The sequence below is a fragment of the Raineyella fluvialis genome (genome assembly GCF_009646095.1).
In the GTDB taxonomy this organism is placed as follows: domain Bacteria; phylum Actinomycetota; class Actinomycetes; order Propionibacteriales; family Propionibacteriaceae; genus Raineyella; species Raineyella fluvialis.
In genome coordinates, this window is the sequence record NZ_CP045725.1 from 2,999,670 (window position 1) to 3,024,443 (window position 24,774).

The 24,774-nt window shown below is 71.1% G+C and carries 17 protein-coding genes and 6 pseudogenes; 17 read left to right on the forward strand and 6 right to left on the reverse strand.

From position 1 onward, the window contains the following. Window positions 1–4: 4 nt before the first annotated feature. The 10 genes and pseudogenes from carA to Rai3103_RS13745 all read left to right on the forward strand — a co-directional run bounded on the left by carA (window position 5) and on the right by Rai3103_RS13745 (window position 10,642). Entirely contained in the window at window positions 5–1,129 is a 1,125-nt protein-coding gene (carA, locus tag Rai3103_RS13705; RefSeq protein WP_153573059.1) for a glutamine-hydrolyzing carbamoyl-phosphate synthase small subunit, read from the forward strand. A gap of 2 nt (window positions 1,130–1,131) precedes the next feature. Further along, window positions 1,132–4,496 (forward strand): annotated as a pseudogene (gene carB / locus Rai3103_RS13710) (carbamoyl-phosphate synthase large subunit). Window position 4,497: 1 nt separating this feature from the next. After that, complete coding sequence (locus Rai3103_RS13715) at window positions 4,498–5,403, forward strand: quinone-dependent dihydroorotate dehydrogenase (RefSeq protein ID WP_277872977.1); 906 nt, start codon at window positions 4,498–4,500, stop codon at window positions 5,401–5,403. Window positions 5,404–5,423: 20 nt separating this feature from the next. Continuing rightward, complete coding sequence (locus tag Rai3103_RS18605; protein ID WP_277872978.1) at window positions 5,424–5,606, forward strand: nitronate monooxygenase; 183 nt, start codon at window positions 5,424–5,426, stop codon at window positions 5,604–5,606. Between the two features lie 13 nt (window positions 5,607–5,619). Next, window positions 5,620–6,477 (forward strand): orotidine-5'-phosphate decarboxylase, encoded by an 858-nt coding sequence (gene pyrF / locus Rai3103_RS13720; RefSeq protein WP_153573060.1) that lies wholly within the window; start codon window positions 5,620–5,622, stop codon window positions 6,475–6,477. 44 nt (window positions 6,478–6,521) lie between these two features. Then, window positions 6,522–6,833: an integration host factor, actinobacterial type gene (mihF, locus tag Rai3103_RS13725; protein ID WP_153573061.1), complete on the forward strand. Its 312-nt coding sequence runs from the start codon at window positions 6,522–6,524 to the stop codon at window positions 6,831–6,833. 62 nt (window positions 6,834–6,895) lie between these two features. Next, a pseudogene (gene gmk / locus Rai3103_RS13730) lies at window positions 6,896–7,389 on the forward strand (guanylate kinase). A 37-nt stretch (window positions 7,390–7,426) separates the two neighbouring features. Then, window positions 7,427–7,846 (forward strand): DNA-directed RNA polymerase subunit omega, encoded by a 420-nt coding sequence (gene rpoZ / locus Rai3103_RS13735; RefSeq protein WP_228489350.1) that lies wholly within the window; start codon window positions 7,427–7,429, stop codon window positions 7,844–7,846. A gap of 9 nt (window positions 7,847–7,855) precedes the next feature. Next, window positions 7,856–9,076 carry a bifunctional phosphopantothenoylcysteine decarboxylase/phosphopantothenate--cysteine ligase CoaBC gene (coaBC, locus tag Rai3103_RS13740; RefSeq protein ID WP_153573062.1) on the forward strand — a complete coding sequence of 407 codons (1,221 nt, stop codon included), beginning with the start codon at window positions 7,856–7,858 and terminating at the stop codon, window positions 9,074–9,076. Window positions 9,077–9,154: 78 nt separating this feature from the next. Then, window positions 9,155–10,642, forward strand: coding sequence for a 13E12 repeat family protein (locus tag Rai3103_RS13745; protein WP_153573063.1), 1,488 nt, complete (start codon window positions 9,155–9,157; stop codon window positions 10,640–10,642). Here the strand turns inward: Rai3103_RS13745 and Rai3103_RS13750 are convergent. The 4 genes and pseudogenes from Rai3103_RS13750 to Rai3103_RS17935 form a co-directional block, all read right to left on the reverse strand. Then, window positions 10,628–12,031 (reverse strand): RsmB/NOP family class I SAM-dependent RNA methyltransferase, encoded by a 1,404-nt coding sequence (locus tag Rai3103_RS13750; RefSeq protein ID WP_153573064.1) that lies wholly within the window; start codon window positions 12,029–12,031, stop codon window positions 10,628–10,630. The two genes, Rai3103_RS13745 and Rai3103_RS13750, sit on opposite strands and share 15 nt — an antisense overlap. Then, window positions 12,028–12,951, reverse strand: coding sequence for a methionyl-tRNA formyltransferase (gene fmt, locus Rai3103_RS13755; protein ID WP_153573065.1), 924 nt, complete (start codon window positions 12,949–12,951; stop codon window positions 12,028–12,030). The genes Rai3103_RS13750 and fmt overlap by 4 nt, the downstream gene beginning before the upstream one ends. Before the next feature lie 15 nt (window positions 12,952–12,966). Further along, complete coding sequence (locus Rai3103_RS13760; RefSeq protein ID WP_153573066.1) at window positions 12,967–14,553, reverse strand: primosome assembly protein PriA; 1,587 nt, start codon at window positions 14,551–14,553, stop codon at window positions 12,967–12,969. A gap of 92 nt (window positions 14,554–14,645) precedes the next feature. After that, window positions 14,646–14,930, reverse strand: a pseudogene (locus Rai3103_RS17935) (primosomal protein N' family DNA-binding protein); the annotation flags it as partial. 42 nt (window positions 14,931–14,972) lie between these two features. On the opposite strand from Rai3103_RS17935, the gene rpe reads away from it, so the two are divergent. Genes rpe through Rai3103_RS18610 form a run of 3 tightly spaced genes read left to right on the forward strand, consistent with a single transcriptional unit; the run spans window position 14,973 to window position 17,275 of the window. Then, entirely contained in the window at window positions 14,973–15,650 is a 678-nt protein-coding gene (gene rpe / locus Rai3103_RS13765) for a ribulose-phosphate 3-epimerase (protein ID WP_153573067.1), read from the forward strand. A gap of 13 nt (window positions 15,651–15,663) precedes the next feature. Further along, entirely contained in the window at window positions 15,664–17,091 is a 1,428-nt protein-coding gene (gene thrC, locus Rai3103_RS13770; protein ID WP_153573068.1) for a threonine synthase, read from the forward strand. 52 nt (window positions 17,092–17,143) lie between these two features. Next, the gene (locus Rai3103_RS18610; protein WP_277872979.1) at window positions 17,144–17,275 is read left to right on the forward strand and encodes a hypothetical protein; all 132 of its coding nucleotides are present in this window, start codon (window positions 17,144–17,146) and stop codon (window positions 17,273–17,275) included. Here the strand turns inward: Rai3103_RS18610 and Rai3103_RS19110 are convergent. Beyond that, window positions 17,266–17,709 (reverse strand): annotated as a pseudogene (locus Rai3103_RS19110) (FUSC family protein); the annotation flags it as partial. The gene Rai3103_RS18610 and the pseudogene Rai3103_RS19110 overlap by 10 nt on opposite strands. Between Rai3103_RS19110 and Rai3103_RS18615 the strand changes: the two are divergent. Further along, window positions 17,654–17,785, forward strand: a complete 132-nt coding sequence (locus Rai3103_RS18615; RefSeq protein WP_277872980.1) for a hypothetical protein — start codon at window positions 17,654–17,656, stop codon at window positions 17,783–17,785. The pseudogene Rai3103_RS19110 and the gene Rai3103_RS18615 overlap by 56 nt on opposite strands. A gap of 447 nt (window positions 17,786–18,232) precedes the next feature. Here Rai3103_RS18615 and Rai3103_RS13780 read toward each other — a convergent pair whose 3' ends face one another. Then, window positions 18,233–19,075, reverse strand: a complete 843-nt coding sequence (locus Rai3103_RS13780; RefSeq protein ID WP_153573069.1) for a PAC2 family protein — start codon at window positions 19,073–19,075, stop codon at window positions 18,233–18,235. Between the two features lie 121 nt (window positions 19,076–19,196). Between Rai3103_RS13780 and metH the strand changes: the two are divergent. From metH to Rai3103_RS17945, 3 genes and pseudogenes are all read left to right on the forward strand, one after another. Next, a pseudogene (gene metH, locus Rai3103_RS13785) lies at window positions 19,197–22,624 on the forward strand (methionine synthase). Then, window positions 22,614–23,357 carry an HAD family hydrolase gene (locus Rai3103_RS13790; protein WP_153573070.1) on the forward strand — a complete coding sequence of 248 codons (744 nt, stop codon included), beginning with the start codon at window positions 22,614–22,616 and terminating at the stop codon, window positions 23,355–23,357. Before metH ends, Rai3103_RS13790 begins: the two are co-directional and overlap by 11 nt. A gap of 265 nt (window positions 23,358–23,622) precedes the next feature. Further along, a pseudogene (locus tag Rai3103_RS17945) lies at window positions 23,623–24,417 on the forward strand (ABC transporter substrate-binding protein); the annotation flags it as partial. Between the last annotated feature and the right edge of the window lie 357 nt (window positions 24,418–24,774).

Sequence of the window (24,774 nt, forward strand, 5' to 3'; positions counted from 1 at the left end):
CCCAATGCCCGTCGCTCGTCACCGCGCACTGCTCGTATTGGAGGATGGTCGACACGTCGTCGGCACGTCCTTCGGGGCCGAGGGGGAGACCTTCGGTGAGGCGGTCTTCTCCACCGGCATGACCGGCTACCAGGAGACCCTCACCGATCCCTCGTACCGCAACCAGATCGTCGTCGCGACCGCGCCGCACATCGGCAACACCGGCTGGAACGACGAGGACGATGAGTCCGCGCACATCTGGGTCGCCGGCTACGTGGTCCGTGACCTCGCGCGGATCCCCTCCAACTGGCGGTCCCGCCGCACCCTGGAGGAGGCGATGCGGGCCCAGGGCATCGTCGGCATCGCTGGGGTCGACACCAGGGCGCTGACCCGGCACCTGCGCGAGCGCGGCGCGATGCGGATGGCGATCTCCACCACTGAGACCGACCCGCAGGCGTTGCTCGCCCGCGTGCTGGCCCAGCCGTCGATGGCCGGGCAGAACCTCGTCGGGGATGTCACGACCACCGAGCCGTACGTCGTCGAGGCGATCGGGGAGAAGCGGCTCGCCCTGGCCGCGGTCGACCTGGGCATCAAGTCGATGACCCCGCACCGGCTCGCCGAGCGCGGCGTGGAGACCACGGTCTTCCCCGCCGATGTCACGTACGAGCAGCTGATGGCGATCAAGCCCGACGGGGTGTTCTTCTCCAACGGCCCCGGCGACCCCGCCACGGCCGATACCCAGGTGGCGCTGCTGCAGCAGGTCCTCGCCGGCGGCACCCCGTTCTTCGGGATCTGCTTCGGCAACCAGCTCTTCGGCCGTGCCCTGGGCTTCGGGACGTACAAGCTCAAGTACGGCCACCGCGGGATCAACCAGCCGGTGAAGGACCTGTCCACCGGCAAGGTCGAGGTCACCTCGCACAACCACGGCTTCGCCGTCGACGCGCCCCGTGAGGGCAGCACCGAGACCCCGTACGGCCAGGCCCGGGTGAGCCACGTCAACCTCAACGACGACGTGGTCGAGGGCCTCGCCCTGCATGACGCGGAGGGCCGGCTCACGGCCTTCTCCGTGCAGTACCACCCGGAGGCCGCCGCCGGACCGCACGACGCCAGCTACCTCTTCGACCGTTTCGTCGCCCTGATGGAGGCCTGAGAATGGGACGCCGCACCGACATCACCTCGATCCTCGTCATCGGCTCCGGCCCGATCGTCATCGGTCAGGCCTGTGAGTTCGACTACTCCGGCACCCAGGCGTGCCGGGTGCTGCGCGAGGAGGGCTACCGGGTCATCCTGGTCAACTCCAACCCGGCGACGATCATGACCGACCCGGAGTTCGCCGACGCGACCTACCTGGAGCCGATCACCCCCGAGTTCGTCGAGAAGGTCATCGCCAAGGAGCGCCCCGACGCGCTGCTGCCGACGCTGGGTGGCCAGACCGCACTCAACACCGCCGTGGCGCTGTACAACAACGGCGTGCTGGAGAAGTACGGCGTCGAGCTGATCGGCGCCTCGGTCGAGGCGATCCAGCGCGGTGAGGACCGCGAGCAGTTCAAGCAGATCGTGGAAGCCCTCGAGGTGCCCGGTCCGAAGGCCGAGTCCGCCCGCTCCCGGATCTGCCACACCATGGACGAGTGCCTGGCCGCGGCCGAGGAGCTGTCCTACCCGGTCGTCGTGCGGCCCTCGTTCACCATGGGTGGGCTGGGTTCCGGTTTCGCGTACGACGAGAACGACCTGCACCGCATCGCCGGCGCCGGACTCGACGCCAGCCCCACCACGGAGGTGCTGATCGAGGAATCGATCATGGGGTGGAAGGAGTACGAGCTCGAGGTGATGCGTGACCACGCCGACAACGTCGTGGTCGTCTGCTCCATCGAGAACTTCGACCCGGTCGGCGTCCACACCGGCGACTCGATCACCGTCGCGCCGGCGATGACGCTGACCGACCGCGAGTACCAGCACATGCGTGACGTCGGCATCGCGATCATCCGCGCGGTCGGCGTCGACACCGGTGGTTGCAACATCCAGTTCGCCATCAACCCCGAGGACGGCCGGATGGTCGTCATCGAGATGAACCCGCGCGTCTCCCGCTCCTCGGCGCTGGCGTCGAAGGCCACCGGCTTCCCGATCGCCAAGATCGCCGCCAAGGTCGCCGTGGGTTACACCCTCGACGAGATCCCCAACGACATCACGGCGGAGACGCCGGCCTCCTTCGAGCCGACCCTCGACTACGTCGTGGTCAAGGTGCCGCGGTTCGCGTTCGAGAAGTTCCCCGCCGCCGACGACACGCTGACCACGCACATGAAGGCGGTCGGCGAGGTGATGGCGATCGGGCGCAACTTCACCGAGGCGCTGGGCAAGGCCCTGCGCTCGATGGAGGACGACAAGGCCCCGCTCGACGTCGCCGGCCCGATCAGCGAGACGGTCGAGGAGTTGCTCGCCACCGCGGCGCGCCCGCACGACGGGCGGATCAACGACGTGTACCGGGCCCTGCGGCTGGGCGCCACGCCCGAGCAGGTCTTCGAGGCGACGAAGATCGACCCCTGGTTCATCGACCAGCTGCTGCTGATCACCGAGGTGGTCGAGGAGGTCCGCCAGGCCGAGGAGCTGACCCCGGACATCCTGCTGCACGCCAAGCACCACGGACTGTCCGACAGCCAGATCGGCGCCATCCGTGGTCTGCGCACCGATGTGGTCGCCGGTGTGCGGTGGGCGCTGGGGATCCGCCCCGCGTACAAGACGGTCGACACCTGCGCCGCCGAGTTCGCCGCCCGCACGCCGTACCTCTACTCGTCCTACGAGCTGGCCGACACCGAGAGTGAGGTCACCAGTCGGGAGAAGCCCGCGGTGATCATCCTCGGCTCGGGCCCGAACCGGATCGGTCAGGGCATCGAGTTCGACTACTCCTGCGTGCACGCCTCGATGACCCTGCACGAAGCCGGCTACGAGACGATCATGGTCAACTGCAACCCCGAGACCGTCTCCACCGACTACGACACCTCCGACCGGCTGTACTTCGAGCCGCTGACGTTGGAGGACGTCCTGGAGATCTACCACGCCGAGTGCGCCGTCGGTCCCGTCGCCGGGATGATCGTCCAGCTCGGCGGCCAGACGCCGCTGAAGCTGGCCCAGGCGCTCAAGGATGCCGGTGTCACGATCGTCGGCACCAGCCCCGAGGCGATCGACCTCGCCGAGGAGCGGGGCGCCTTCGGTGCGGTCCTGGAGGAGTCGGGGCAGCTGGCCCCGAAGTACGGCACGGCCTACTCGTTCGAGGAGGCCTCCAAGGTGGCCGCCGAGATCGGCTACCCCGTGATGGTGCGCCCCTCCTACGTCCTCGGCGGGCGCGGGATGGAGATCGTCGACAGCGAGGACGGGCTGCGGGAGTACATCGGCCGGGCGGCGGCGATCTCGCCGAAGCACCCGGTGCTGATCGACCGGTTCCTCGACGACGCGATCGAGATCGACGTCGACGCCCTGTATGACGGCACCGAGCTCTACCTCGGCGGCGTGATGGAGCACATCGAGGCCGCCGGCGTGCACTCCGGGGACTCCGCCTGCTCACTGCCCCCGCCACGCTCGGTCAGGAGGTCATCGACGCCATCCGGGTGGCCACCGAGGCGATCGCCGCGGGCGTGGGCGTCCTGGGCCTGATCAACATCCAGTACGCGCTGCAGGGCACCACCCTGTACGTGCTGGAGGCCAACCCGCGGGCGTCGCGTACGGTCCCCTTCGTCTCGAAGGCGACCGGCACCCAGCTGGCCAAGGCGGCCGCCCGGATCATGCTCGGGCAGACCATCGCGGACCTGCGGGCCTCCGGCATGCTGCGGGCCGAGACCGACGGGGCGGCCATCTGGCCGGGCCTGCCGATCGCGCTCAAGGAAGCCGTGCTGCCGTTCAACCGGTTCCGCACCGCCGAGGGGCAGTTCGTCGACACCGTGCTCGGGCCGGAGATGAAGTCCACCGGCGAGGTGATGGGTCTGGACGACGACTTCGGCACGTCCTTCGCCAAGGGCCAGATCGCGACGTACGGCAGCCTGCCGACCGGCGGCACGATCTTCGTCTCGGCGGCCAACCGGGACAAGCGCACCATGGTCTTCCCGATCAAGCACCTGGCCGACATGGGTTTCCGGATCATGGCGACCGGGGGCACGGCGTCAGTGCTGCGGCGCCACGGCGTGGACGTGGTCGAGGTCCGCAAGGCGAGCGAGGGCACCGGCCCGAACGGCGAGCCGACGGTCACCGACCTGATCAACAGCGGTGAGGTCGACCTGATCTTCAACACCCCGCACGGCTCGACCCAGGCCGGCGGACAGCCGCGCAAGGACGGCTGGGAGATCCGCACCGCCGCCGTGCTGCACAACGTGCCGTCGGTGACGACGGCGCAGGGCCTGTCCGCCGCGGTGCTGGGCATCGAGGCGCTCCGCAACGGGGGGATCGGGGTCCGCTCGCTGCAGGAGTGGGAACGGATCACTGCCGGCATCGTCGCGGCGCACACCAGCGTCACCGTGCGTAGCGGGCACTGACATGCGCCCGCACCTGCCCGCAGCCCTGGTCGACGCCGCGTACGACGGCGTCGGCCGCCCGGCCCTGTTCCGCATCGGCGGAGGAGACCCCGAGGTCGCCCACGAGACGACGCTGGACTGGCTGACCTGGTGGGGGCGCACGCCGGCGCGCCGGGCGATCCTCGAACTGGCGTTCGGCAGCCGGGGACGACCCGTGGACGTGGCGGGGATCCGCTTCGAGGGGCCGGTCGGCCTGGCCGCCGGGATGGACAAGGACGCCCGCGCCCTGATGGCCTGGTCGCGGCTGGGGTTCTCCCACGTCGAGTTCGGCACGGTCACGGGCCGTCCCCAGCCCGGCAATCCGAAGCCGCGGATGTTCCGGCTGCGGGACAGCCGCGGTGTGATCAACCGGATGGGGTTCAACAACGCCGGCGCCGAGGCGATCGCGGCCCGGCTCGAGCTGGCCGGGGTCCGGCGCGGCAACCTCGCCGCGGGCATGCCGGTCGGTGTGTCGATCGGCAAGACGAAGGTGGTCGCACTCGAGGACGCCGTCGAGGACTACCTGTCCTCCGTACGCCACCTCGTCCACCTGGTCGACTACCTCGCCATCAACGTGTCCAGCCCGAACACGCCGGGTCTGCGTTCCCTTCAGGGTGCCGACGAACTGTCCGCCCTGGTCCATGCCCTCGTGGACGAGGCCGCGGTCCAGGCCGAGGAATCGTCCCAGTCGGTGCTCGGCCCGGTCCCGATCTTCGTCAAGATCGCCCCCGATCTGGAGTGGTCCGCCATCGACGAGGCGCTCGCGGTCTGCGAGGCCGCCGGTGCGTCCGGGGTGATCGCCACGAACACCACGCTGGGGCGCAACGGTCTGGCGCCCGCGGACGTCGCGCGGGGGCCGAAGCGGGTGGCCTGTCCGGCGCCCCGCTGACCGCCCGGGCCCTCGAGGTGGTGTCGTACGTCACGCAGCACACCTCACTGCCGGTGATCGGGGTCGGCGGCATCATGACGGCGGATGATGCGCGGGCGATGCTGCAGGCGGGCGCGGCCCTGGTGCAGGTCTACACCGGCTTCATCTACTCCGGACCGGGACTGGTCCGCGACATCAACAGGCTCGGCGACCCCCGGGCCTGATACAGGAGGCACCATGCCCGACTCCAGCTACGCCGCCCGACTCGGAGCGGTGACCGCCGCCCGTGGCCGGCTCTGCGTCGGTATCGACCCGCACCCCTCGATGCTCGATGCCTGGGGCCTGCCGCACACCGCCGCCGGCCTCGAGTCCTGCGCCCGTGGGATGGTGGAAGCACTGGGCGAGACCGTCGCCACCTTCAAGCCCCAGTCCGCGCTCTTCGAGGAGTACGGCGCGGCCGGTATCGCCGTCCTGGAGAGCGTCCTCGACGACATCCGGGCCGCCGGCGCCCTGTCCATCCTCGACGTCAAGCGGGGAGACATCGGCTCGACGATGGCCGGCTATGCCCGCGCCTACCTGCGCGACGAGGCCCCGCTGGCCGCGGACGCGATCACGCTGAGCCCCTACCTGGGGTACGACTCCTTGCTGCCGGCCATCGACCTGGCCATCGCGTCCGGGCGTGGGGTCTACGTGCTGGCCCGCACCTCGAACCCGGAGGGTGACCACGTCCAGCTCGCTGTCGGGGACGACGGCCGGGTGGTGGCCCAGCAGATCGTCGACGCGGCCACGGAGACGAACCGCCGGGTCCTTGCCGAGCTGCCCCCGGAGGGTGCCACAGCTCCCGCCATCGGTCCGGTCGGCCTGGTCGTGGGCGCCACCCGGCTCGACACGGGGGTCGACCTCGATGCCTTCAACGGGTCGATCCTGGCGCCGGGCATCGGCGCCCAGGGCGGGAAAGTGACCGATCTACCCGCCATCTTCGGGGCTTCGCTCGGTCATGTGCTGCCGACGACGAGTCGTGGTGTGATGGCCGCGGGGCCGGGGGCGGAGGCTTTGCGTCAGGCCGCCCGCACGCAGGTCATGTCCATGGTCTAACCTGCAACGCGTAGAGCGGGAGACGTCATGCGAAAGGGGCCACGGTGCCGATCCCACCCTTGAGCGAGGAGCAGTTGCAGGACGCCCGCGCGGCCGCTGCACGTGCCCGCCGGGAACGCGCGACCATCAAGGCCAAGGTCAGGGCGGGTGAGCTCACCGTCGGGGACGTGCTCGATCTGGCCGCCGGAGACGATATCATCGCCCACATCCGCGTGGTCGACCTGCTGAAGTCCGTCTCGCGGGTCGGTCCCAAGCGCGCCGAGGTGTTGATGGAACGGTTCGACATCGCTTCCGGAAGGAGGCTGCGCGGCCTGGGCCGGCATCAGATCGCCGCACTGAAGAAGGAGTTCTCGTGACGGGTGGCCCCGGTCGAGTCGTCGTGTTGTCAGGTCCCACCGCGGTGGGCAAGGGCACCGTGATGACCCGGTTGCGGCAACGCCACCCCGAGGCGTACGTCTCCGTCTCCGCCACCACCCGACCTGCCCGTCCGGGCGAGATCGACGGTGTGCACTACCGCTTCCTCTCCGACGCGCAGTTCGACGCGCTGATCGCCGAGGGGGCCTGCTGGAGTGGGCCGAGGTGCACGGCGCCGCCCGCTACGGCACGCCCCGGGGTCCGGTCGACGAGGCGGTCAGCGCGGGTCGTACGGTCATCCTCGAGATCGACCTGCAGGGCGCGCGCCAGGTGAAGGGGAACTGTCCCGAGGCCTATTTCGTCTTCCTGGCCCCGCCGAGCACCGAGGAACTGGTCCGTCGACTCCAGGGTCGCGGGACGGAGACGGCGGAGCAGCAGGCTCGCCGCCTGGAGACCGCCAACACCGAGATGGCGGCACGTGACGAATTCGACGTGGTCCTCGTGAATGAGGATGTCGAGCGAACCGTCGACAAGCTGGTAGAGTTGTGTGGTCTGTGACACCGTCGGTGCCACGCTCCTAGGTTGCAGAAGGCTGATCTTGACTACTGAATCCACGCCCCCGGGAATCACGAACCCTCCGATCGACGACCTGCTGACGCATGTCGACTCGAAGTACCGACTGGTGCTGTTCGCCGCGAAGCGTGCCCGCCAGATCAACGCCTACTACGCCCAGCTCGGCGGTGGGCTGCTCGAGAACGTCGGTCCGCTCGTCGAGACCGAGATCCAGGAGAAGCCCCTCTCGATCGCCCTGCGCGAGGTCAACGAGGGCCTTCTCGAGTTCACCGAGATCGACCCCGAGGCCGAGGCCGCTGCCCAGCAGGCCGCCTTCGGTGAGGACTTCCTCGAGGGTGACTTCGGGTCGTACGACTTCGGCGACGGCCTCGACGCCGGCGACGGCTTCGATCTGCCCGGCAGCGAGCCGGTGAGCGACGAGTCCACGGACAAGCAGGACTGACCGCCAGCCATGGCTCGGGTCATCCTCGGCGTCGCCGGTGGCATCGCCGCCTACAAGGCTTGTGAGGTCATCCGGCGGCTGAGGGACTCGGGCCATGACGTATGCGTCGTACCGACCGCGAACGCCCTGAACTTCGTCGGGGCGACCACGTGGGAGGCGCTGTCGGGCCACCCCGTCAACACCGACGTGTGGACCGGCGCGGCCGACGTCCCGCATGTGCGGTTGGGGCAGGAGGCCGACCTCGTGCTGGTGGCGCCCGCGACAGCCGATCTGCTCGCCCGGGCGGCCGCGGGGCGCGCCGACGACCTGCTGACCAACGTGTTGCTCACCGCCCATTGTCCGGTGGTGATGTTCCCGGCGATGCACACCGAGATGTGGCTGCACGCCGCCACCCGGGCCAACGTGGCCACCCTCCGGGAACGCGGGGTCGTCATCGCCGATCCCGACTCCGGTCGACTCACCGGGGCCGACTCGGGACCCGGCCGACTGCCCGACCCGGTCGACATCCGGGCGGTGGCGGAGGCCCTCCTCGAACGCCCCGAGCTCGCCGGCCCGGTCGCCGCCCGTGACATGGCCGGGCTGCGCGTCGTCGTTTCGGCCGGCGGCACCCAGGAGGCCCTCGACCCGGTCCGGTTCCTCGGCAATCACTCCTCGGGACTGATGGGCATCGGCATCGCCCGCGCCGCCCTGCTGCGCGGGGCGGAGGTGACTCTGGTCGCCGCACGGATGGACCATGAACCGCCCGCCGGGGTAGAGGTGCGTCGCGTCGTCTCGACCGGTGATCTCGCCCGCGCCATGCAGGAACTGTCGCCCTCGGCCGACGTGGTGGTGATGGCGGCCGCACCGGCGGACTTCACGGCGGCGGATCCCGCGGACCGAAAGATCAAGAAGCAGGGCACCTCGGGTCTGACGCTGGAGTTGGTCCAGACCACCGATGTGCTGGCCTCGTTGGCCGCGGACCGGCCCTCGGGCCAGACGCTGGTCGGGTTCGCTGCGGAGACCGCCGACAGCCGCGCCCACCTGGTCGAGCTCGGCACCACCAAGCTGGCCCACAAGGGCGCCGACCTGCTGGTCTGCAATGACGTGACCGGTGGCAAGGTCTTCGGTCATGCCGACACAGCCGCGGTCATCATCGACCGCAGCGGCATCGTGGCGGAATGTGCCGGCAGCAAGGATGTCGTGGCGCACTCGATCTGCGACGCCGTCCTGGCCGAACGCGCCGGTCGATAGGGGCCGACCCCTCAGCGACCGCCGGCCCGGATGCGTACGTACGTCTGGATTGTCAGAGCCGCCCCGTAGCCTGAAGGCATGATCGCGAGCGACGAGCGTCCCTGGGACGACGGGGGAGATGCCTTGGGCTGGGTGTCGCCGGACGGGCCTCTGCCCGCCGGCCCGGTCGCGACCTGCGACCACCTCCGGACGCTGCGGTCACTGCGAGCCGGCGTGGAGGCCCGCGAGCTGGTGCTGGTTGCCCACCTGTGCGACGAGGCACCGCCGCCCCCGCAGCAGCACGGACTCGTGCCCGGGCGCACCGCGATGGTCCCCGGAGGTGCCGACGGCACGCCCAGGATCCCGGAGTTCCTTCATCTGGAGCTCGGCCCCCTGCTGGGCACCACCCCGTTCTCCGCCCGCCGTCTGATCGCCGATGTGCTCGATCTGCGCCATCGCCTGCCGCGGCTGTGGCAGGCGGTGCTGGACCTGGCGGTCCCGGTGTCCCTCGCCCGTCGGGTCGCCGCTCTGTGCGCCACCAGCGGCCTGTCGAGGGACCAGGCGCGAGGAGTGGACGAGGCTCTGGACGGCCGGCTGGCCGGGCTCGGCTTCGGTCGGGCGATGGCCCTGGCGGAGGCCGAGGTGATCCGCGCCGACCCCGAGAGGGCCCGTCAGCAGGAGGAGCGTGCCCGCACCGAGCGGACCTTCCGGCTCGGGCGCCCGGATGATTCGGGCACCAGGAGTGTGTACGCCCGGGTCAACGCCGCGGATGCGGTCCATCTCAAGGCGATGGTCGGACGGCTGGCGGACGTGTTCGCCGGCGCCGGCGACGAGCGGTCAACGGGTGAACGGGAAGCCCGGGCCCTGGGCCTGCTGGCCACCCCGGCCAGGGCGGTCGCTGTTCTGGCCGGCGCCCGCACCCCACAGCCGGCGCTGGACGGCGAGCAGGATCCCGACCTGGGACAGCGCGCTGCCTGGAACGACCCGCAGGCGCTCGCCGCGGTGGCGGACGCGTTGGCCGGCATCGACCCCGATCGTCTCGCCCCACCAGTGCGGCTCTACGTGCACACCGACGCCGACCACCTCGGCCCCGATGACGTGGCTCGGGTGGAGGGCGGCCGGGCCGTTCTGGTGGGCGAGTTGCGCGAGTTGCTGGCCGACAGCCGTGTGCGCCTCACCCAGGTGATCGACCACCGCGAGTCGGTGGCGACCGACGCGTACGAGGTGCCGGCGGCGATGCGGGAGAGGATGTGCACCGCCCAGCCGTTCGAGGTCTTCCCCTGGTCGACGCGGCGCTCACGGGGCCTGGACATGGACCACACCCGTCCGTTCCACCCCGGCATCGCCCGTCAGACCCGCCCTGGCAATCTGGGGCCGTTGAGCCGTACCGTCCACCGGGCCCGCACCCACGGCGGCTTCTCCTTGCGCCAGCCGTTGCCGGGCCTGTGGATCTGGCGGACGCCGTTGGGTGGGGTCCATTCGGTGTCGAATCGCGGGGCGCGCAGTTGGAACCGCCAGCACAGCACCCTCGACATCATCCTGCTGCACCAGCTGTCGTCGGGACCCGGCCGGTCAGAGGACCCGTAGCAGCGCCAGGAACATGGCATCGGTCCCGTGCCGGTGCGGCCACAGCTGGGCGAAGCGGTGTCCTCCCCAGGGATCGGTGCGGGCACAGTCGGGGACCTCGGGCAGGTACGAGGGTGCGTCCAGCAATTCCACGGCGGGGGTGCCGTGCGGGTGTCCGGACAGGGCGTTCCACTCCTCGACCGCGGCCTGGACGATGTCCTCGGTCTCGGCCTCGTGGGGGGAGCAGGTGACGTACGCAACGACCCCGCCGGGCAGCGTCGAGCGGAGGGCCGTCATGAGCAGTCGGGTCTGCAGCGGAGCCAACTCGTCGACGTCCTCCGCTTGGTGGCGCCAGCGGGACTCGGGCCGCCGACGCAGCGCGCCCAGACCCGTGCAGGGGGCGTCCAGCATGACCCGGGCAAAAGTCTTGGGCGGCCACGCCGGCTGCGTGCCGTCGGCGCAGATGACCCCGACCGGCGGCGTGAACGCCCGAAGACCGCGCGCCACGAGGTCGGCCCGGTGCTCCTGCAGCTCCGCAGCCAGCAGATCCTCACCGCGTGCACGGGCCAGGCCGGTGAGCAGGGCCGCCTTGCCGCCGGGTCCGGCGCACATGTCCAACCACCGACCGGCCGGCGCGTCGACCCTCGACAGGGCGAGTGCCACCAGCTGCGACCCCTCGTCCTGGACCCCCGCCCGCCCCTCACGGACCACGGCGAGGTCCGCGGGATTGCCGTCGAGGACGGCGCCGTACGGCGACCAGCGGGTCGGCGCGGCGCCGGCTTCGACCAGTTCGTCGCGCTCCGCGAGGCCGGGACGGACCACCAGGGTCGGCCGGGGAGCGACGTTGTCGGCTTCGAGGGCTTCCGCTGCCTCCTCCCCGAGCAGGTCGGCGTACGTCTGGGTGATCCACCTGGGGTGATGGGTGCGGACCGACAAGCGGGCGACGCCCGTGAGGTCGGCGGACAGCACGTCGAGCCACTCGTCGAGGTCGCGGGCCGCCACCTTGCGGAGGATGGCGTTGACCAGGCCCGTCACCCGCTCACCGATCGCGGCGCCGGCCAGGTCGACGGCACTGTCCACGGCGGCCCGGGTCGGGATGCGCATCGACAGGACCTGGTGCGTGCCCAACCGCAGAACGTCGACGACGGCCGGTTGCAGGGACGAGAGGGGCCGTCCCGCGGCGGCCACGAGAATGGCGTCGTACGTTCCCTCCAACCGGCCCGTGCCGGCGACGAGCTCGGTGGCCAGCGCGGCGTCCCTGTCATCGAGCCGGCGCCGGTCGAGGATGTCGCTGAGCGCTAGGTTGGCGTACGCCCCTGCGGCGTGCACCGAGCGCAACGCATCGAAGGCGGCGCGCCGGGCCGGGTCCACGGGTCGGCGGGGACGTGACCGCGGGGGACGTCGGCTCATCGGTCGAACCGGATCTCGTCGGTGTGCAGACCGCGGGCCCAGTCGATCGCGGCCATCGCCTTCTTGCCGGCCGGCTGCACGCGCAGCAGCTGGAGTTGGCCTGAGCCGGTGTGCACGTGGACACTGCGCCGGTCCCGCTCGACGAGGCCCGGGTCGGTCGAGGGTCGCTCGCTGGGGGCGACCTCGAGCAGCCGGAACCGCTGGCCGCCGAGGGTCGTCCAGGCGCCCGGAGCCGGGGTGCAGGCCCTGATCCGGCGGTCGATCTCGTCAACCGGGGCGCTCCAGTCGACGTGGGCGTCCTCGACCTCCAGCTTGCTCGCGTACGTCCCGCCCTCGGGTGCCTGGTCGGTGAATGTGGCGGTCCCGTCCTCGATCCGGTCCATCGTCTCGGTGAGCAGCGTGGCGCCGCTCTCGGCGAGGCGCCCCAGCAGGTCACCGGCCGTCTCGTGGGCCCCGATCGGGGTGCGCAGCGTGCCGCAGACGGGCCCCGCATCGAGCTCCTCGACGATCCGGAAGGTGACCGCGCCGGTCTGCGTCTCACCGTGCAGGATCGCCGACTGGACCGGAGCGGCGCCCCGGTACGCCGGCAGCAGGGAGAAGTGGAGGTTGACCCACCCGTGGGCCGGGATGTCGAGCAGCGACTGGGGGAGCAGCGCACCGTACGCGACGACGGGGCAGCAGTCCGGGGCGAGGGCCCGCAGCGCGGCGTGGAAATCCTCGTCGCGTGGCCGGGCCGGCTTGAGAACCGGGATGCCCAGTTCGGCCGCCCGGGCGGCCACGGGGCTGGGGCTCAGTGTGCCCCCGCGACCGCGGCGAGCGTCGGGGCGGGTCACCACCGCGACGACGTCGTGCCGCGACGCGGCGAGGGCATCGAGGCTCGGCAGGGCGACATCGGGGGTTCCCGCGAAGACAAGGCGCACCAGCCGAGTCTATCCTCAGCCGATCTGCTGGGGATCGACGACGATCCGGACGCTGCCCGGGTCCTTGTGCGCCGTCCGCAGCGACTGGACGTCGCGGACGGCCTCGACGGCGGCGGCGCCGGCGGGCAGGGGAGCGCGCAAGGTGAGGCGCCAGGTGTCGCCCAGGGTGCCGTCCGGTTCGAGCACCGGTGCCGGCCCCCAGACGTCGACACCCTCGGGCACCAGGAGACCAGCGGCGACTCCCTCGACGCCGACCTGGTCGCCCTCCACGGCGATCAGCCGCACGGCGGGCGGGAATCCGGCCTCACGCCGGTCCTCCAGCTCACGGGCGGCCAACCCGGCCGGGTCGAGGCGGATCAGTGCCTGGACGGCCGGATGCTCCGCCGTCCCCACCACGAGGACGGAGCCTCCGTCCTCCCCGGGACGGACGAGCGCGCAGACGTGCAGCCAACGACGCAGGGCCTCCTCACCGGCCCGCAGGTCCGCGCGCAGCAACGGGGTGTCGGCGTCGAGGAGGACGGCGGCGCTGTAGCCGTCCTCGGCGGCCGGCTCCGCGCCGGGGGTGCAGATGACGAGCGAGGCGCGGTCGTCGACCGACTGGAGGATGTGTCCGGCGTGGGACTGCCGGATCGGCACCTGGGGGAACGCCCGGCCCAGTTCCTCGGCGATCCGTTCGGCCCCGACGACGGGCGCGCGCCAGCGCGTGTCTCCACACTCGGGGCAGATCCAGCCCTGCGGGCGGGCTCCGCACAGCCCGCAGATCAGGCCGTCCTCACGCCCATGCAGCGGGCCGCCGCAGTCGGCGCAGCGCAGGTGGGAGTGGCACTGCTCGCACACGACGACCACCTGGTAACCGGCACGAGGCGTCTGGACGAGGACCGGCCCGGAGGCCAGCCCTGCACGGATCAGGTCGAACGCGTCGGGAGGCAGCCGGCCCGCCGGGCTGCCCTCGCGGGGCGCCCGCACCACCGCGGAGACCTCGCGCTGGTCATGGCCGGCCAGCGCGATCGGGTGCAACCAGCCGCGCTCGATCAGGGACTGGGCCTCGGCGCTGCGGCCGTACCCGGCCAGCAGCAGGGCGGCACCGGCACGCTGGGCGCGCAGTGCCGCGACCTCGCGGACGTGAGGATAAGGTGCGCGAGGCTCGGCGAGCAGGTCGTTGCCCTCGTCCCACACTCCGAGGAAGCCCAGATCCTCCACCGGGGCCCAGACGGCGGCGCGCGTGCCGATCACGACCCTGGCCTGGCCCCTGAGTGCGGCGAGGAAGCCGCGATACCGCGCGGCCGGTCCCGAGTCGGCCGTGAGCGTGACGAATCCGCTGTCGGCGAACGCCCGGCGGCATGCCTCCGCCAGCCGGGTGACGTCCCGGGCGTCGGGCACGACGATGACGGCGCCGCGCCCGGCGGCGACGGCGGCTGCCGCGCCGGCCACCAGTCCGGATGCCCAGTCCCCGATCGGGTCGAGGGTCGGGGCGACCTGCCAGAAGGCTCGGGGGCCACCGCCTCGCCTAATGGCGTCGAGAAAGCCCGGACCGGCCGGATACGCCCCGAGGGGATGGGGCACGCCCTGGGCGCGGCGGGCGTCGAGCGGAGGCCGGTGCACGGGCTCGGCCGCCTCCGCGGCGGCGTGACGAGGGGGACGGCGAGCCGGACCACGTCGGCGAACGACCCTCCCCAGTGGTCAGCGACCGCCCGCACCAGCCCGGCGATCTCGGCGGTGAGCACCTGCTCGCCGGACACGACACGGCTCAGCTCGGAGAGTTGGTGCAACGCCGTCCCCGGGCCCAGGTCGTCGCCGTCGACCCGCTGGACGACGAAGCCGTCGCGCTGCTGGCCGGCGAACGGCACCCGGACCCTGACCCCCGGCCGCGCGGCCGAGGCCTGGGCCGCGCCGACCCGGTAGTCGAACAGCCTGTCGAGGTGCAGCAACGGCATGTCGACGGCCACGCGAGCCACCGGTTGCTCCACCGTCTCAGTCATGACTCGATCCTAGGAGTGCCCTCAGACACTAGACTCTGCCGCGTGGGAATCCAGATCACGCCGAGCATCCTTGCCGCAGACTTCGCCAACCTCGACCGTGACATCGCGGCGGTGCCCAGTGCGGATGCCATCCACGTCGACGTGATGGACAACCACTTCGTTCCCAACCTCACCATCGGCCTGCCGGTGGTCGAGGCGATCCGCAAGAGGACGACCCACGACCTCGACCTGCACCTGATGATCGAGGATCCGGACCGGTGGGCGCCGGAGTACGTCGAAGCGGGGGCGCAGTCGGTGAGCTTCCACGTCGAGGCGGCCGCCGCGCCCGTGCGACTGGCCCGGGAGCTCCGCGCCCTGGGCGCGAAGGCGGCCCTCGGCCTGAAGCCGGCGACCCCGATCGAGCCGTACGCCGACATCCTCGCCGAGTTCGACAAGATCCTCATCATGACCGTTGAGCCCGGATTCGGCGGCCAGGCGTTCCTCGACATCATGATGCCGAAGGTCCGCCGCACCCGGGAGCTGATCAAGGGCAGCGGGCGCCAGATCGCCCTGCAGGTCGACGGGGGCATTTCGGAGCGGACGATCGACCAGGCGATCGCCGCCGGTGCCGACGTCTTCGTCGCCGGATCGGCTGTGTACGGCGCGGACGACCCCGATGCCATGGTCCGCTCCCTGCGGGCCCATGCCGATGCCGAGCTGCACCAGAACCACGTGCACTGACCCCAAGGACGACATGCGATATATCTCCACCCGCGGTGGCGCGGAGCCCCGCACCTTCTGCGACATCCTGCTCGAGGGCCTGGCGCCGGACGGCGGTCTCTACCTGCCGGAGGAGTACCCGCACGTGACCCCCGAAATCCTGGGGCAGTGGCGTACGGCCCTCGCCGAGCAGGGCTACGCCGCGCTGGCGTACGAGGTCCTGAGGCTGTTCATCGACGATGTCCCGGCCGAAGATCTCCGCGAGATCTGTGCCCGGACGTACACCGCCGAGGCGTTCGGGAACGAGGAGATCGTCTCGATCACCGACCTGGGCGACGACGTCGTGCTCGAGGGGCTGTCGCACGGCCCGACTCTCGCCTTCAAGGACATGGCGATGCAGCTGCTCGGCGCGCTGTTCGAGTACGAGCTCGGGCGTCGGGGCAAGGAACTCAACGTGCTCGGTGCCACCAGTGGCGACACCGGGTCCGCGGCCGAGTACGCGATGCGGGGCCGGCCGGGGATCCGGGTCTTCATGCTGTCGCCGAAGGGCCGGATGAGCGACTTCCAGCGCGCCCAGATGTACACGCTGGACGACGCGAACATCCACAACATCGTCATCGACGGGACGTTCGACGACTGCCAGGACCTGATCAAGGCCGTCTCCGCTGATGCCGCCTTCAAGCGCGAGGCCCACATCGGCTCGGTCAACTCGATCAACTGGGCGCGCCTCGTCGCGCAGGTCGTGTACTACGTCGCCGGCTACCTGCGGGCCACCGCCTCCAACGACGAGGAGGTGTCCTTCGCGGTGCCGACGGGCAACTTCGGCAACATCTGCGCCGGTCACATCGCCCGTCAGATGGGGCTGCCGATCCGCCACCTGTTGCTCGCCACCAACGAGAACAACGTGCTCGAGGAGTTCTTCCGCACCGGTGTCTACCGGCCGCGGAGCTCCCAGGAGACCGTGAAGACGTCGAGTCCCTCGATGGACATCTCCAAGGCGTCGAACTTCGAGCGGTTCGTCTTCGACCTGGTCGGGCGAGACCCCGAACGGATCCTCGACCTCTTCGCGGCGAAGCTGGTCCGGCTGGGGCAGTTCGACCTCAGCGATGACCCCGACTTCCCGCGCTGTGGCGAGTGGTACGGCTTCCGTGCGGCGGCCAGCGACCACGGAGACCGGCTGCGGTCCATCCGTGAGGTCTGGGAGGACCGGGGTCTGCTGATCGACCCGCACACGGCCGACGCGGTCTGCGCCGCCCGGCGCCTGCAACAGCCGGGGGAGCGGATCGTGGTGCTGGAGACCGCGCAGCCGGTGAAGTTCGCCGAGACGATCCGGGAGGCCCTGGGCCAGGCCCCCGAGGTGCCCGAGGCGTACGCCCACCTCGCCGGGTTGGAACGCCACGTGGTGGAGCTGCCGCCGGACGTCGACCGGTTGAAGGCCTACATCGCCGGCAACATCGCCTGAGCAGCCACTCCGGCGGTCAGGAGCCGGGCGGTCAGGAGTGCTGGCCGCCTGGATGCAGGAAGACCTCGTCGTCGCCTTCGGGGAGTCGTCATCGGCGTGGGTCATGAACGTGAACGCGAGGCTGATCACCACGCCGAAGAAGGTCTCCCAGCCACGTTCGCTGAGGACCTGCAGCACCGGCTGAGGGTGGACGAGTTGGCCCATCAGCAGTGCCAGCGGGGTGATCGACAGCAGGCCGAGCGTGTAGTTGCGGATCACGAACAGCTCGGCGGTGGCCTGGAAGACGATGATCCCGAGCACCATCGGCAGCCCCCGCGGGATGAGGACGATGCACACCCCGGCGACGATCAGCCCGCCGAGGGTCCCGACCAGGCGGTGCAGGGCGCGGTTGACCTGGCGCGAGCTGTCGGGCGCCGCCAGCGGCGCTGCCGCGGCGACCATCCCCCAGTACGGGTGACCGATGCCGACGAGCGTGGAAAGGGTGCCGGTGGCCAGGGTGGCGCCGCCCATCCGGACGATATGACGCATCGTCGCGTCGGACCGGAAGTGGTCCCAGGCGACGGTGGCCCCAGGCAGTCTCGGCGCGGGACGGTACTCCCGCTCACGGCGCCCGATCATCGAGAGCAGGATCGCGAAGATGGCCGTCGCGGTGGTGATCACCGCCCCGACGCCGACGCTCGCCCAGCTGGTGTGAGCGGCGTTCGCGCACACGGCGAACCCGAACAGCTGGAAGAGCGGCCCGGGCGGGCCCCACTTCAGCAGATCGGCCGCCACTGACACCACGGCCGCCAGCGTGGACCCGACGATCACCACGACGAGGTCCCGCTGCGGGTGCATCGAGGTCATCGTCCCCAGGACGACCGCGATCACCAGGGCGACCGCGGCCTGCGCCTGCATCGACGCGCGGTGACGGCGGGAGATGTTGCGCCCGTAGATGCCGGTCATCGCCCCGAAGGCGACGAACGGCGCCCACTCGAGGTGCCCGAGGAACCAGATGGTGAGGAGAGGCAGGGACACCGCGCCGCCGGCCCGCAGAGCGGCGACATGGGCCCGGTTGTGGGGTCCGACGTCGAACAGCCCTTTCAGGGGTCCTGTGACGATCCGCCTCAACGTCCCCTCCGCCACCGGCCGTCCTTTCCTGTCACGTGTCGTCCCTGCGCCGCAGGAAACGCTCGAACTCCGCGGCGATCGCGTCGCCGCTCGCCTCGGGTTCCTCGGTGGCGTCCTTCTCCGATTCCAGCATCTGCACGTACTGGGCGATGTCCTCGTCCGCGCGGACCAGCTCGTCCACCCCGTGCTCCCACGCCGCCGTGTCGGCGACGAACGAGGACCAGTCGGCCCGTAGATCGAGCAGTGCCTCGACCCGGCGGGCCAGCGCCAGCGACGCCTTCGGCTGCGGTGGCTCGGAGACGTAGTGGGGCACGGCCACCCAGAGCGCCGTCGTGTCGATCGACGCCTCGGCCAAGGCCTGGGTCATCACGCCGGTGATGCCGGTCGGCCCCTCGTACTCGGAGATCTCGACACCCAGCTCGCGGGCATGGTCGGCGGTCAGCGGCGACCCGGAGACCGGGAACGGCCGGGTGTGAGGGGTGTTGGCCAGCATCGACCCGAGGACGACGGCCCGCTCCACCGCCGCGTCGTGCAGGATGGCGACGACCCGGGCGCACAGGGTCCGCCAGCGCAGGTTGGGCTCGGGACCGGTCACGGTGATCACGTCGACCTGCGGGAGGTGGGCGACGCCGATGCTGATCGCCGGCCAGGCCACTTCCCGGGCCCCGTCGTCGTCGATCAGGGCGGTCAGCGGCCGGGTGGTCTGGTAGTCGAACCAGTCCTCCTCGTCCAGATCCTCCAGGTCCTCCGACGGATAGGTCTGCAGGAGGTGATCGGCGACCGCACTGGCAGCGTCGCCGGCGTCCCCCCAGCCGCCGAACGCCACGAGGGCGACGGGGGCGGGACGCTCGTTCTCGGCAGAAGCTGACGTCATGAGAGGCAGGTTACCTGCCCGTGCCCAGCACGTAGAGTGTTGCGATGTGACCAACTCTTCATCGTCTTCGTCGAGCCTGCGGGCTGCCCTGGCACATCGTGTCGTCGTCGCCGACGGGGCGATGGGCACGATGCTGCAGCAGTACGACCTCGGTCTGGACGACTTCGAGGGTCACGAGGGCTGCAACGAGATCCTGTCGGTGACCAGGCCGGACGTCCTGCGCGAGATCCACGCGGCCTACTTCGAGGCCGGCTCCGACGCCGTTGAGACCAACACCTTCGGGACCAACCTGTCCGCCCTGGGCGAGTACGGGATCGCCGACCGGATCGCCGAGTTGGCGCTCGCCGCGGCGACCGTCGCCCGGCAGACGGCCGACGAGTGGTCGACGCCGGAGCGGCCCCGCTGGGTGCTCGGCAGCGTCGGGCCCGGCACCAAGCTGCCGACGCTGGGCCACGTACGCTTCCGCGACCTGCGCGACGCGTACGAGGTGCAGGTCGCGGCGATGCTGGCCGGAGGCATCGACGGCGTCCTGATCGAGACCGCCCAGGACATCCTCCAGGCCAAGGCCGCGGTGATCGGCGCGAAGCGGGCCATCGCCGCGAGCGGCCTCGACATCCCGGTGATCGTCTCGGTCACCGTGGAGACGACCGGCACGATGCTCGTCGGGTCCGAGATCGGCGCCGCGCTGGTCGCGCTGGAGCCGCTGGGCATCGACATGATCTCGATGAACTGCGCCACCGGCCCGGCCGAGATGCGCGAACACCTGCACCACCTCGCCGACAACTCCCGGATCATGGTCGGTTGCATGCCGAACGCCGGGCTGCCCGAGCTGACCGCCGACGGAGCCCGCTACCCGCTGCAGCCCGACCAACTGGCCGATGCCCTGGACGAGTACAGCCGGGACTTCGGTCTGTCCCTGGTCGGCGGCTGCTGCGGCACCACCCCGGAGCACATCCGCCAGGTCGTCGAGCGCGTCGGCGGCCGTGAACTCGCCCCCCGGCCGTACGTCCCGGTGCCGAGCGCCTCCTCGCTCTACACCGACGTGCCGTTCCGGCAGGACCTCTCCTATCTGGCGATCGGTGAGCGGACCAACGCCAACGGGTCGAAGGCCTTCCGCGAGGCGATGCTCGCGGAGAACTGGGACGAGTGCGTCGGGATCGCGAAGTCACAGAGCCGCGGCGGGGCGCACCTGCTCGACCTGTGCGTCGACTACGTCGGCCGCGACGGGCGCGCGGACATGGACGAGCTGGCCTTCCGCTTCGCCACCGCCGTGACACTGCCGATCGTGCTGGACTCCACCGAGCCGCCGGTGATCGAAGCGGGGCTGGAACGCCTCGGTGGCCGGTCGGTGATCAACTCGGTGAACTACGAGGACGGCGACGGCCCCGACTCCCGGATGGCCAAGGTGATGCCGATGGTGAAGGAGCACGGCGCCGCTGTCGTCGCCCTCACCATCGACGAGGAGGGCCAGGCCCGCACCGCCGAGTGGAAGGTACGGGTGGCGACCCGGCTGATCGAGGACCTGACCGGCAACTGGGGCCTGCGGCTGGGCGACATCCTGGTCGACACGCTGACCTTCCCGATCGGCACCGGCCAGGAGGAGACACGCCGCGACGCCCTCGAGACGATCGAGGCGATCAAGGAGATCAAGCGCCGCTATCCCGAGGTGAACACCACCCTCGGGGTGTCGAACGTGTCCTTCGGGTTGGCTCCCGCCGCCCGCATCGTGCTCAACTCCGTGTTCCTGCACGAGGCGACGGAGGCCGGCCTGGATTCCGCGATCGTGCACGCCGCCAAGATCATGCCGATGAACCGGATCCCCGACGACCAGCGCCAGGTCGCCCTGGACATGATCTACGACCGGCGGACCGAGGACTACGACCCGCTGTCCACGTTCCTGCAGATGTTCGAGGGCGTCACCACGGCCGACCAGAAGGCCGAACGCGAGGCCGCGATGGCGGCGATGCCGGTCGGTGAGCGGCTGAAGCAGCGCATCATCGACGGTGAGTCGAAGGGCATCGAGGCCGACCTCGACGAGGCGATGGGGGACACCGCGCCCCTCGACATCATCAACACCCACCTGCTGGACGGCATGAAGGTGGTCGGTGAACTCTTCGGGTCGGGCCAGATGCAGCTGCCCTTCGTGTTGCAGGCCGCCGAGACGATGAAGACGGCCGTCGCCTACCTCGAGCCGCACATGGAAGCCGACGCCTCGGGCGCGGGCAAGGGCACCATCGTGCTGGCCACCGTGAAGGGCGACGTGCACGACATCGGCAAGAACCTCGTCGACATCATCCTCACCAACAACGGCTACGACGTCGTCAACCTCGGCATCAAGCAGGCGGTGCAGACGATCATCGACGCCGCCGAGGAACACCACGCGGATGCCATCGGCATGTCCGGACTGCTGGTGAAGTCGACCGTGGTGATGAGGGACAACCTGCTCGAGCTGAACAGCCGCGGCCTCGCCGCCCGCTATCCCGTCCTGCTCGGCGGCGCGGCCCTGACCCGCTCGTACGTGGAGCACGACCTGCAAGGGATGTTCGACGGCGACGTGCGCTACGCCAAGGACGCCTTCGAGGGCCTGTCGCTGATGAACACGCTGATGGACGTCAAGCGGGGGTGCCCGGCGCCGCGCTGCCCGCCCCGCGCGAGCGGCGGGTCAAGGCGGTGGACCGCCCTGATCAGCCGGCGGTGGAGGTGCCGGCGCGCTCCGACGTGGCGTACGACGTCGACGTGCCGACCCCGCCGTTCTGGGGCACCCGGATCGTCAAGGGCACGCCGCTGCGCGAGATCGTCGACTGGCTCGACGAGCGGGCCACCCTGATGGGCCGCTGGGGCCTGCGTGGCACCCGCGGCGGGGAGTCGTACGAGGAGGTCGCGCAACGGGAGGGGCGCCCGCGGATCCGCCTGCTGCTCGACCGGATCCGTACGGAGAACCTCGCCGAGCCGGCCGCCGTCTACGGCTACTTCCCGGTCTACTCGGCCGGCGACGAGGTGGTGCTCCTCGACCCCCAGACGCCCGAGGACCTGGACCGCGAAGTCGGACGGTTCCACTTCCCGCGCCAGCAGCGTCCCCGCTTCCTGTGCATCGCGGACTTCTTCCGGGACCGGGCCCTCGCCGAGGCCAAGGGGCCGGACGTGATGCCCCTCCAGCTCGTCACGATGGGGGCCAACCTCTCCCGCGCGACAGCCGAACTCTTCGCCGCCAACAGCTACCGGGACTACCTGGAGCTGCACGGACTGGGGGTCCAGCTGGCCGAGGCGATGGCCGAGTGGATGCACGCCAGGATCCGCAGCGAGCTGGGCTTCGGCGCGCAGGACACCACCATCGATGCGATGGTGGCCGACCAGGCCTATCGGGGGTCGCGCTACTCCTTCGGCTACGGCGCCTGCCCCGACCTCGAGGACCGCGCGACGATCACCCGGCTCCTCGACGCCGCCAGGATCGGCGTGGAGCTCTCCGAGGAGTTCCAGCTGCACCCGGAGGAGTCGACCGACGCCTTCGTCGTCCACCACCCGGAGGCGAAGTACTTCAATGCTCGATGAAGTCAGGCCCGATGAAGTCACGCTTCCCTCCCTCGGGCCGCAGGGACACGTCGGGCGCCCGGCGGCGTGCCTGTGGGACTTCGACGGGACCCTCGCCGACACCGAACCGTTCTGGATCGAGGCCGAGTACGAGCTGATGGACATGCTCGGCGGGGACTGGAACGAGGAGCACGCCCGCCGGATGATCGGCGCCGACCTGACCCACTCCGCCCGGTACATGCTGGGCGTGGCAGGCCGGGACGACGTCACTCCCCGCTGGGTCGTGGACTGGATGGTCGACCGGGTGACGGGCCGGATCCGCGGCGCGGACGAGCTGGCGTGGCGCCCCGGGGCGCTCGGGCTGCTCGCCGCTCTGGCCGAGGACGACGTGCCGTGCGCGCTCGTCTCCTCGTCGTGGCGACCGGTGCTCGACGCTGTTCTCGAGCGCCTCCCCGCTGGGACGTTCCGCGCTTCTGTCGCTGGTGACGAGGTGACCTGCGGCAAGCCCGCCCCTGACCCCTACCTGCGGGCCGCCGACCTGCTCGGCGTCGCGGCCGAGGACTGCGTCGTCTTCGAGGACTCCGTCACCGGCAGCACCGCCGGCCAGGCGGCGGGTGCCTGGGTGATCGGTGTGCCCAATCTCGTCCCGCTGCCCGTGATGCCGCGCCGGACCGTTCTGCGGACCCTGCACGGGATCACTCCCGCCGCCCTCTACGCCATGCGCGGCGCCGCCATCATCGAGGCCGTGCAGTGAAACGGCAGGTGCCGTGAGACGGCGGATGATCGGCGCGGCGCTCGCGCTGGCCGCCGTCACGGTTGCCGGCTGCACCCCGCAGACCGTCCCGCCGGTCCCCGGGGTGAACCAGCCGGTCCCGCACGAGTCCCCCAGTCCCACCCCCACGCCCCGTCCCGACCGGGACTTCACCGTGGGGACCACCGACGCCATCACCACGACGGACCCGGCGGCGATGACCACCGGAGGATCCGAGACGATCGCGTTCTCGGTCTTCCAGCGGCTGATGACCACGCCCGCCGGCGAGGATCTGCTCAAGCCGGACGCCGCGCGCGACTGCATCTTCCAGCAGGCGACGGTCTACACCTGCACCCTGCTGGACGGGCTCCGCTTCCAGTCGGGGCGTCCGGTCACGTCGTCGGACGTCAAGTACTCCATCGAGCGCGCCAAGCGCCTCAACGTGGCCGGCTCGGGCGTCGCGCAGCTCGCCTCCATCAGCGCCATCGACACCCCCGATCCACAGACCGTACGGTTCGTGCTCTCCTATCCCGACACCGACATCGGCTACGCGCTCGCCACGTCTGCCGCCTCCATCGTCGACCCGGACATCTACCCGGCCGACAAGGTCGCCGAGCCGACCACCCGGCCCATCGGGTCGGGGCCCTACCGCGTCACGGCCAACGGCGCCGGCACCTGGTCCTTCGCCCGGTACGAGGGCTACCAGGGCTACTCTCCCGCCTCCGTCGTCCGTGTCGTCCTGCGCGAGTACGACCGCTCGGCCGCGCTGGAGCAGGCGATGATGTCCGGCGACGTCGACGCCACCTGGCGTGGGCTCTCCGCCGCGGCCGTCATCCGGCAACGGGCCGCGGCCACGGCCGATTCCAGCACGGCGTCGGCCAAGCCCGTCTCCGGGCTGACACCGGTCACCATGGCGGGGTCACGGGTGCTGCGACTGGCCTGGAACCCCGGGTCCACGTACGCCGGTGACGCCGCCGTCCGGGCCTTCATCAGCCAGGCGACCGGCGAGCGGCGCACCATGACCGGTCTGCTGCCGCAGGGCGTGACCGGGGCCCGGACCGGTCTCTTCCCGGCCGGTGGCACGCCGGTGCTGGAGAAGCCGAACGGCGCCCCGATCCGACTCACCCTCGGCTACGACCCGCGGATGCCCGACGGGGCGGATCTGGCCGCCGAGCTGGCGCGCACCCTCGAGGGGACCGGACTGGCGAGCGTCACCGTCACCCCCGAGGCCGCGGGATCCGGCACCCGATCGGCCGACCTCCAGTTGGTCGACGAACGGGCGGGGACCTGGACCACCCGCGCTTGGCTGCAGCGGGCGACGGACGTCGCCGCCTCCCCGCACGCCCAGGAGATGCAGACCGTCCTCACCCGGGGGCTGCCGTCCTCGGACCAACCCACCCACAAGGCGGCGGTGAGCCAA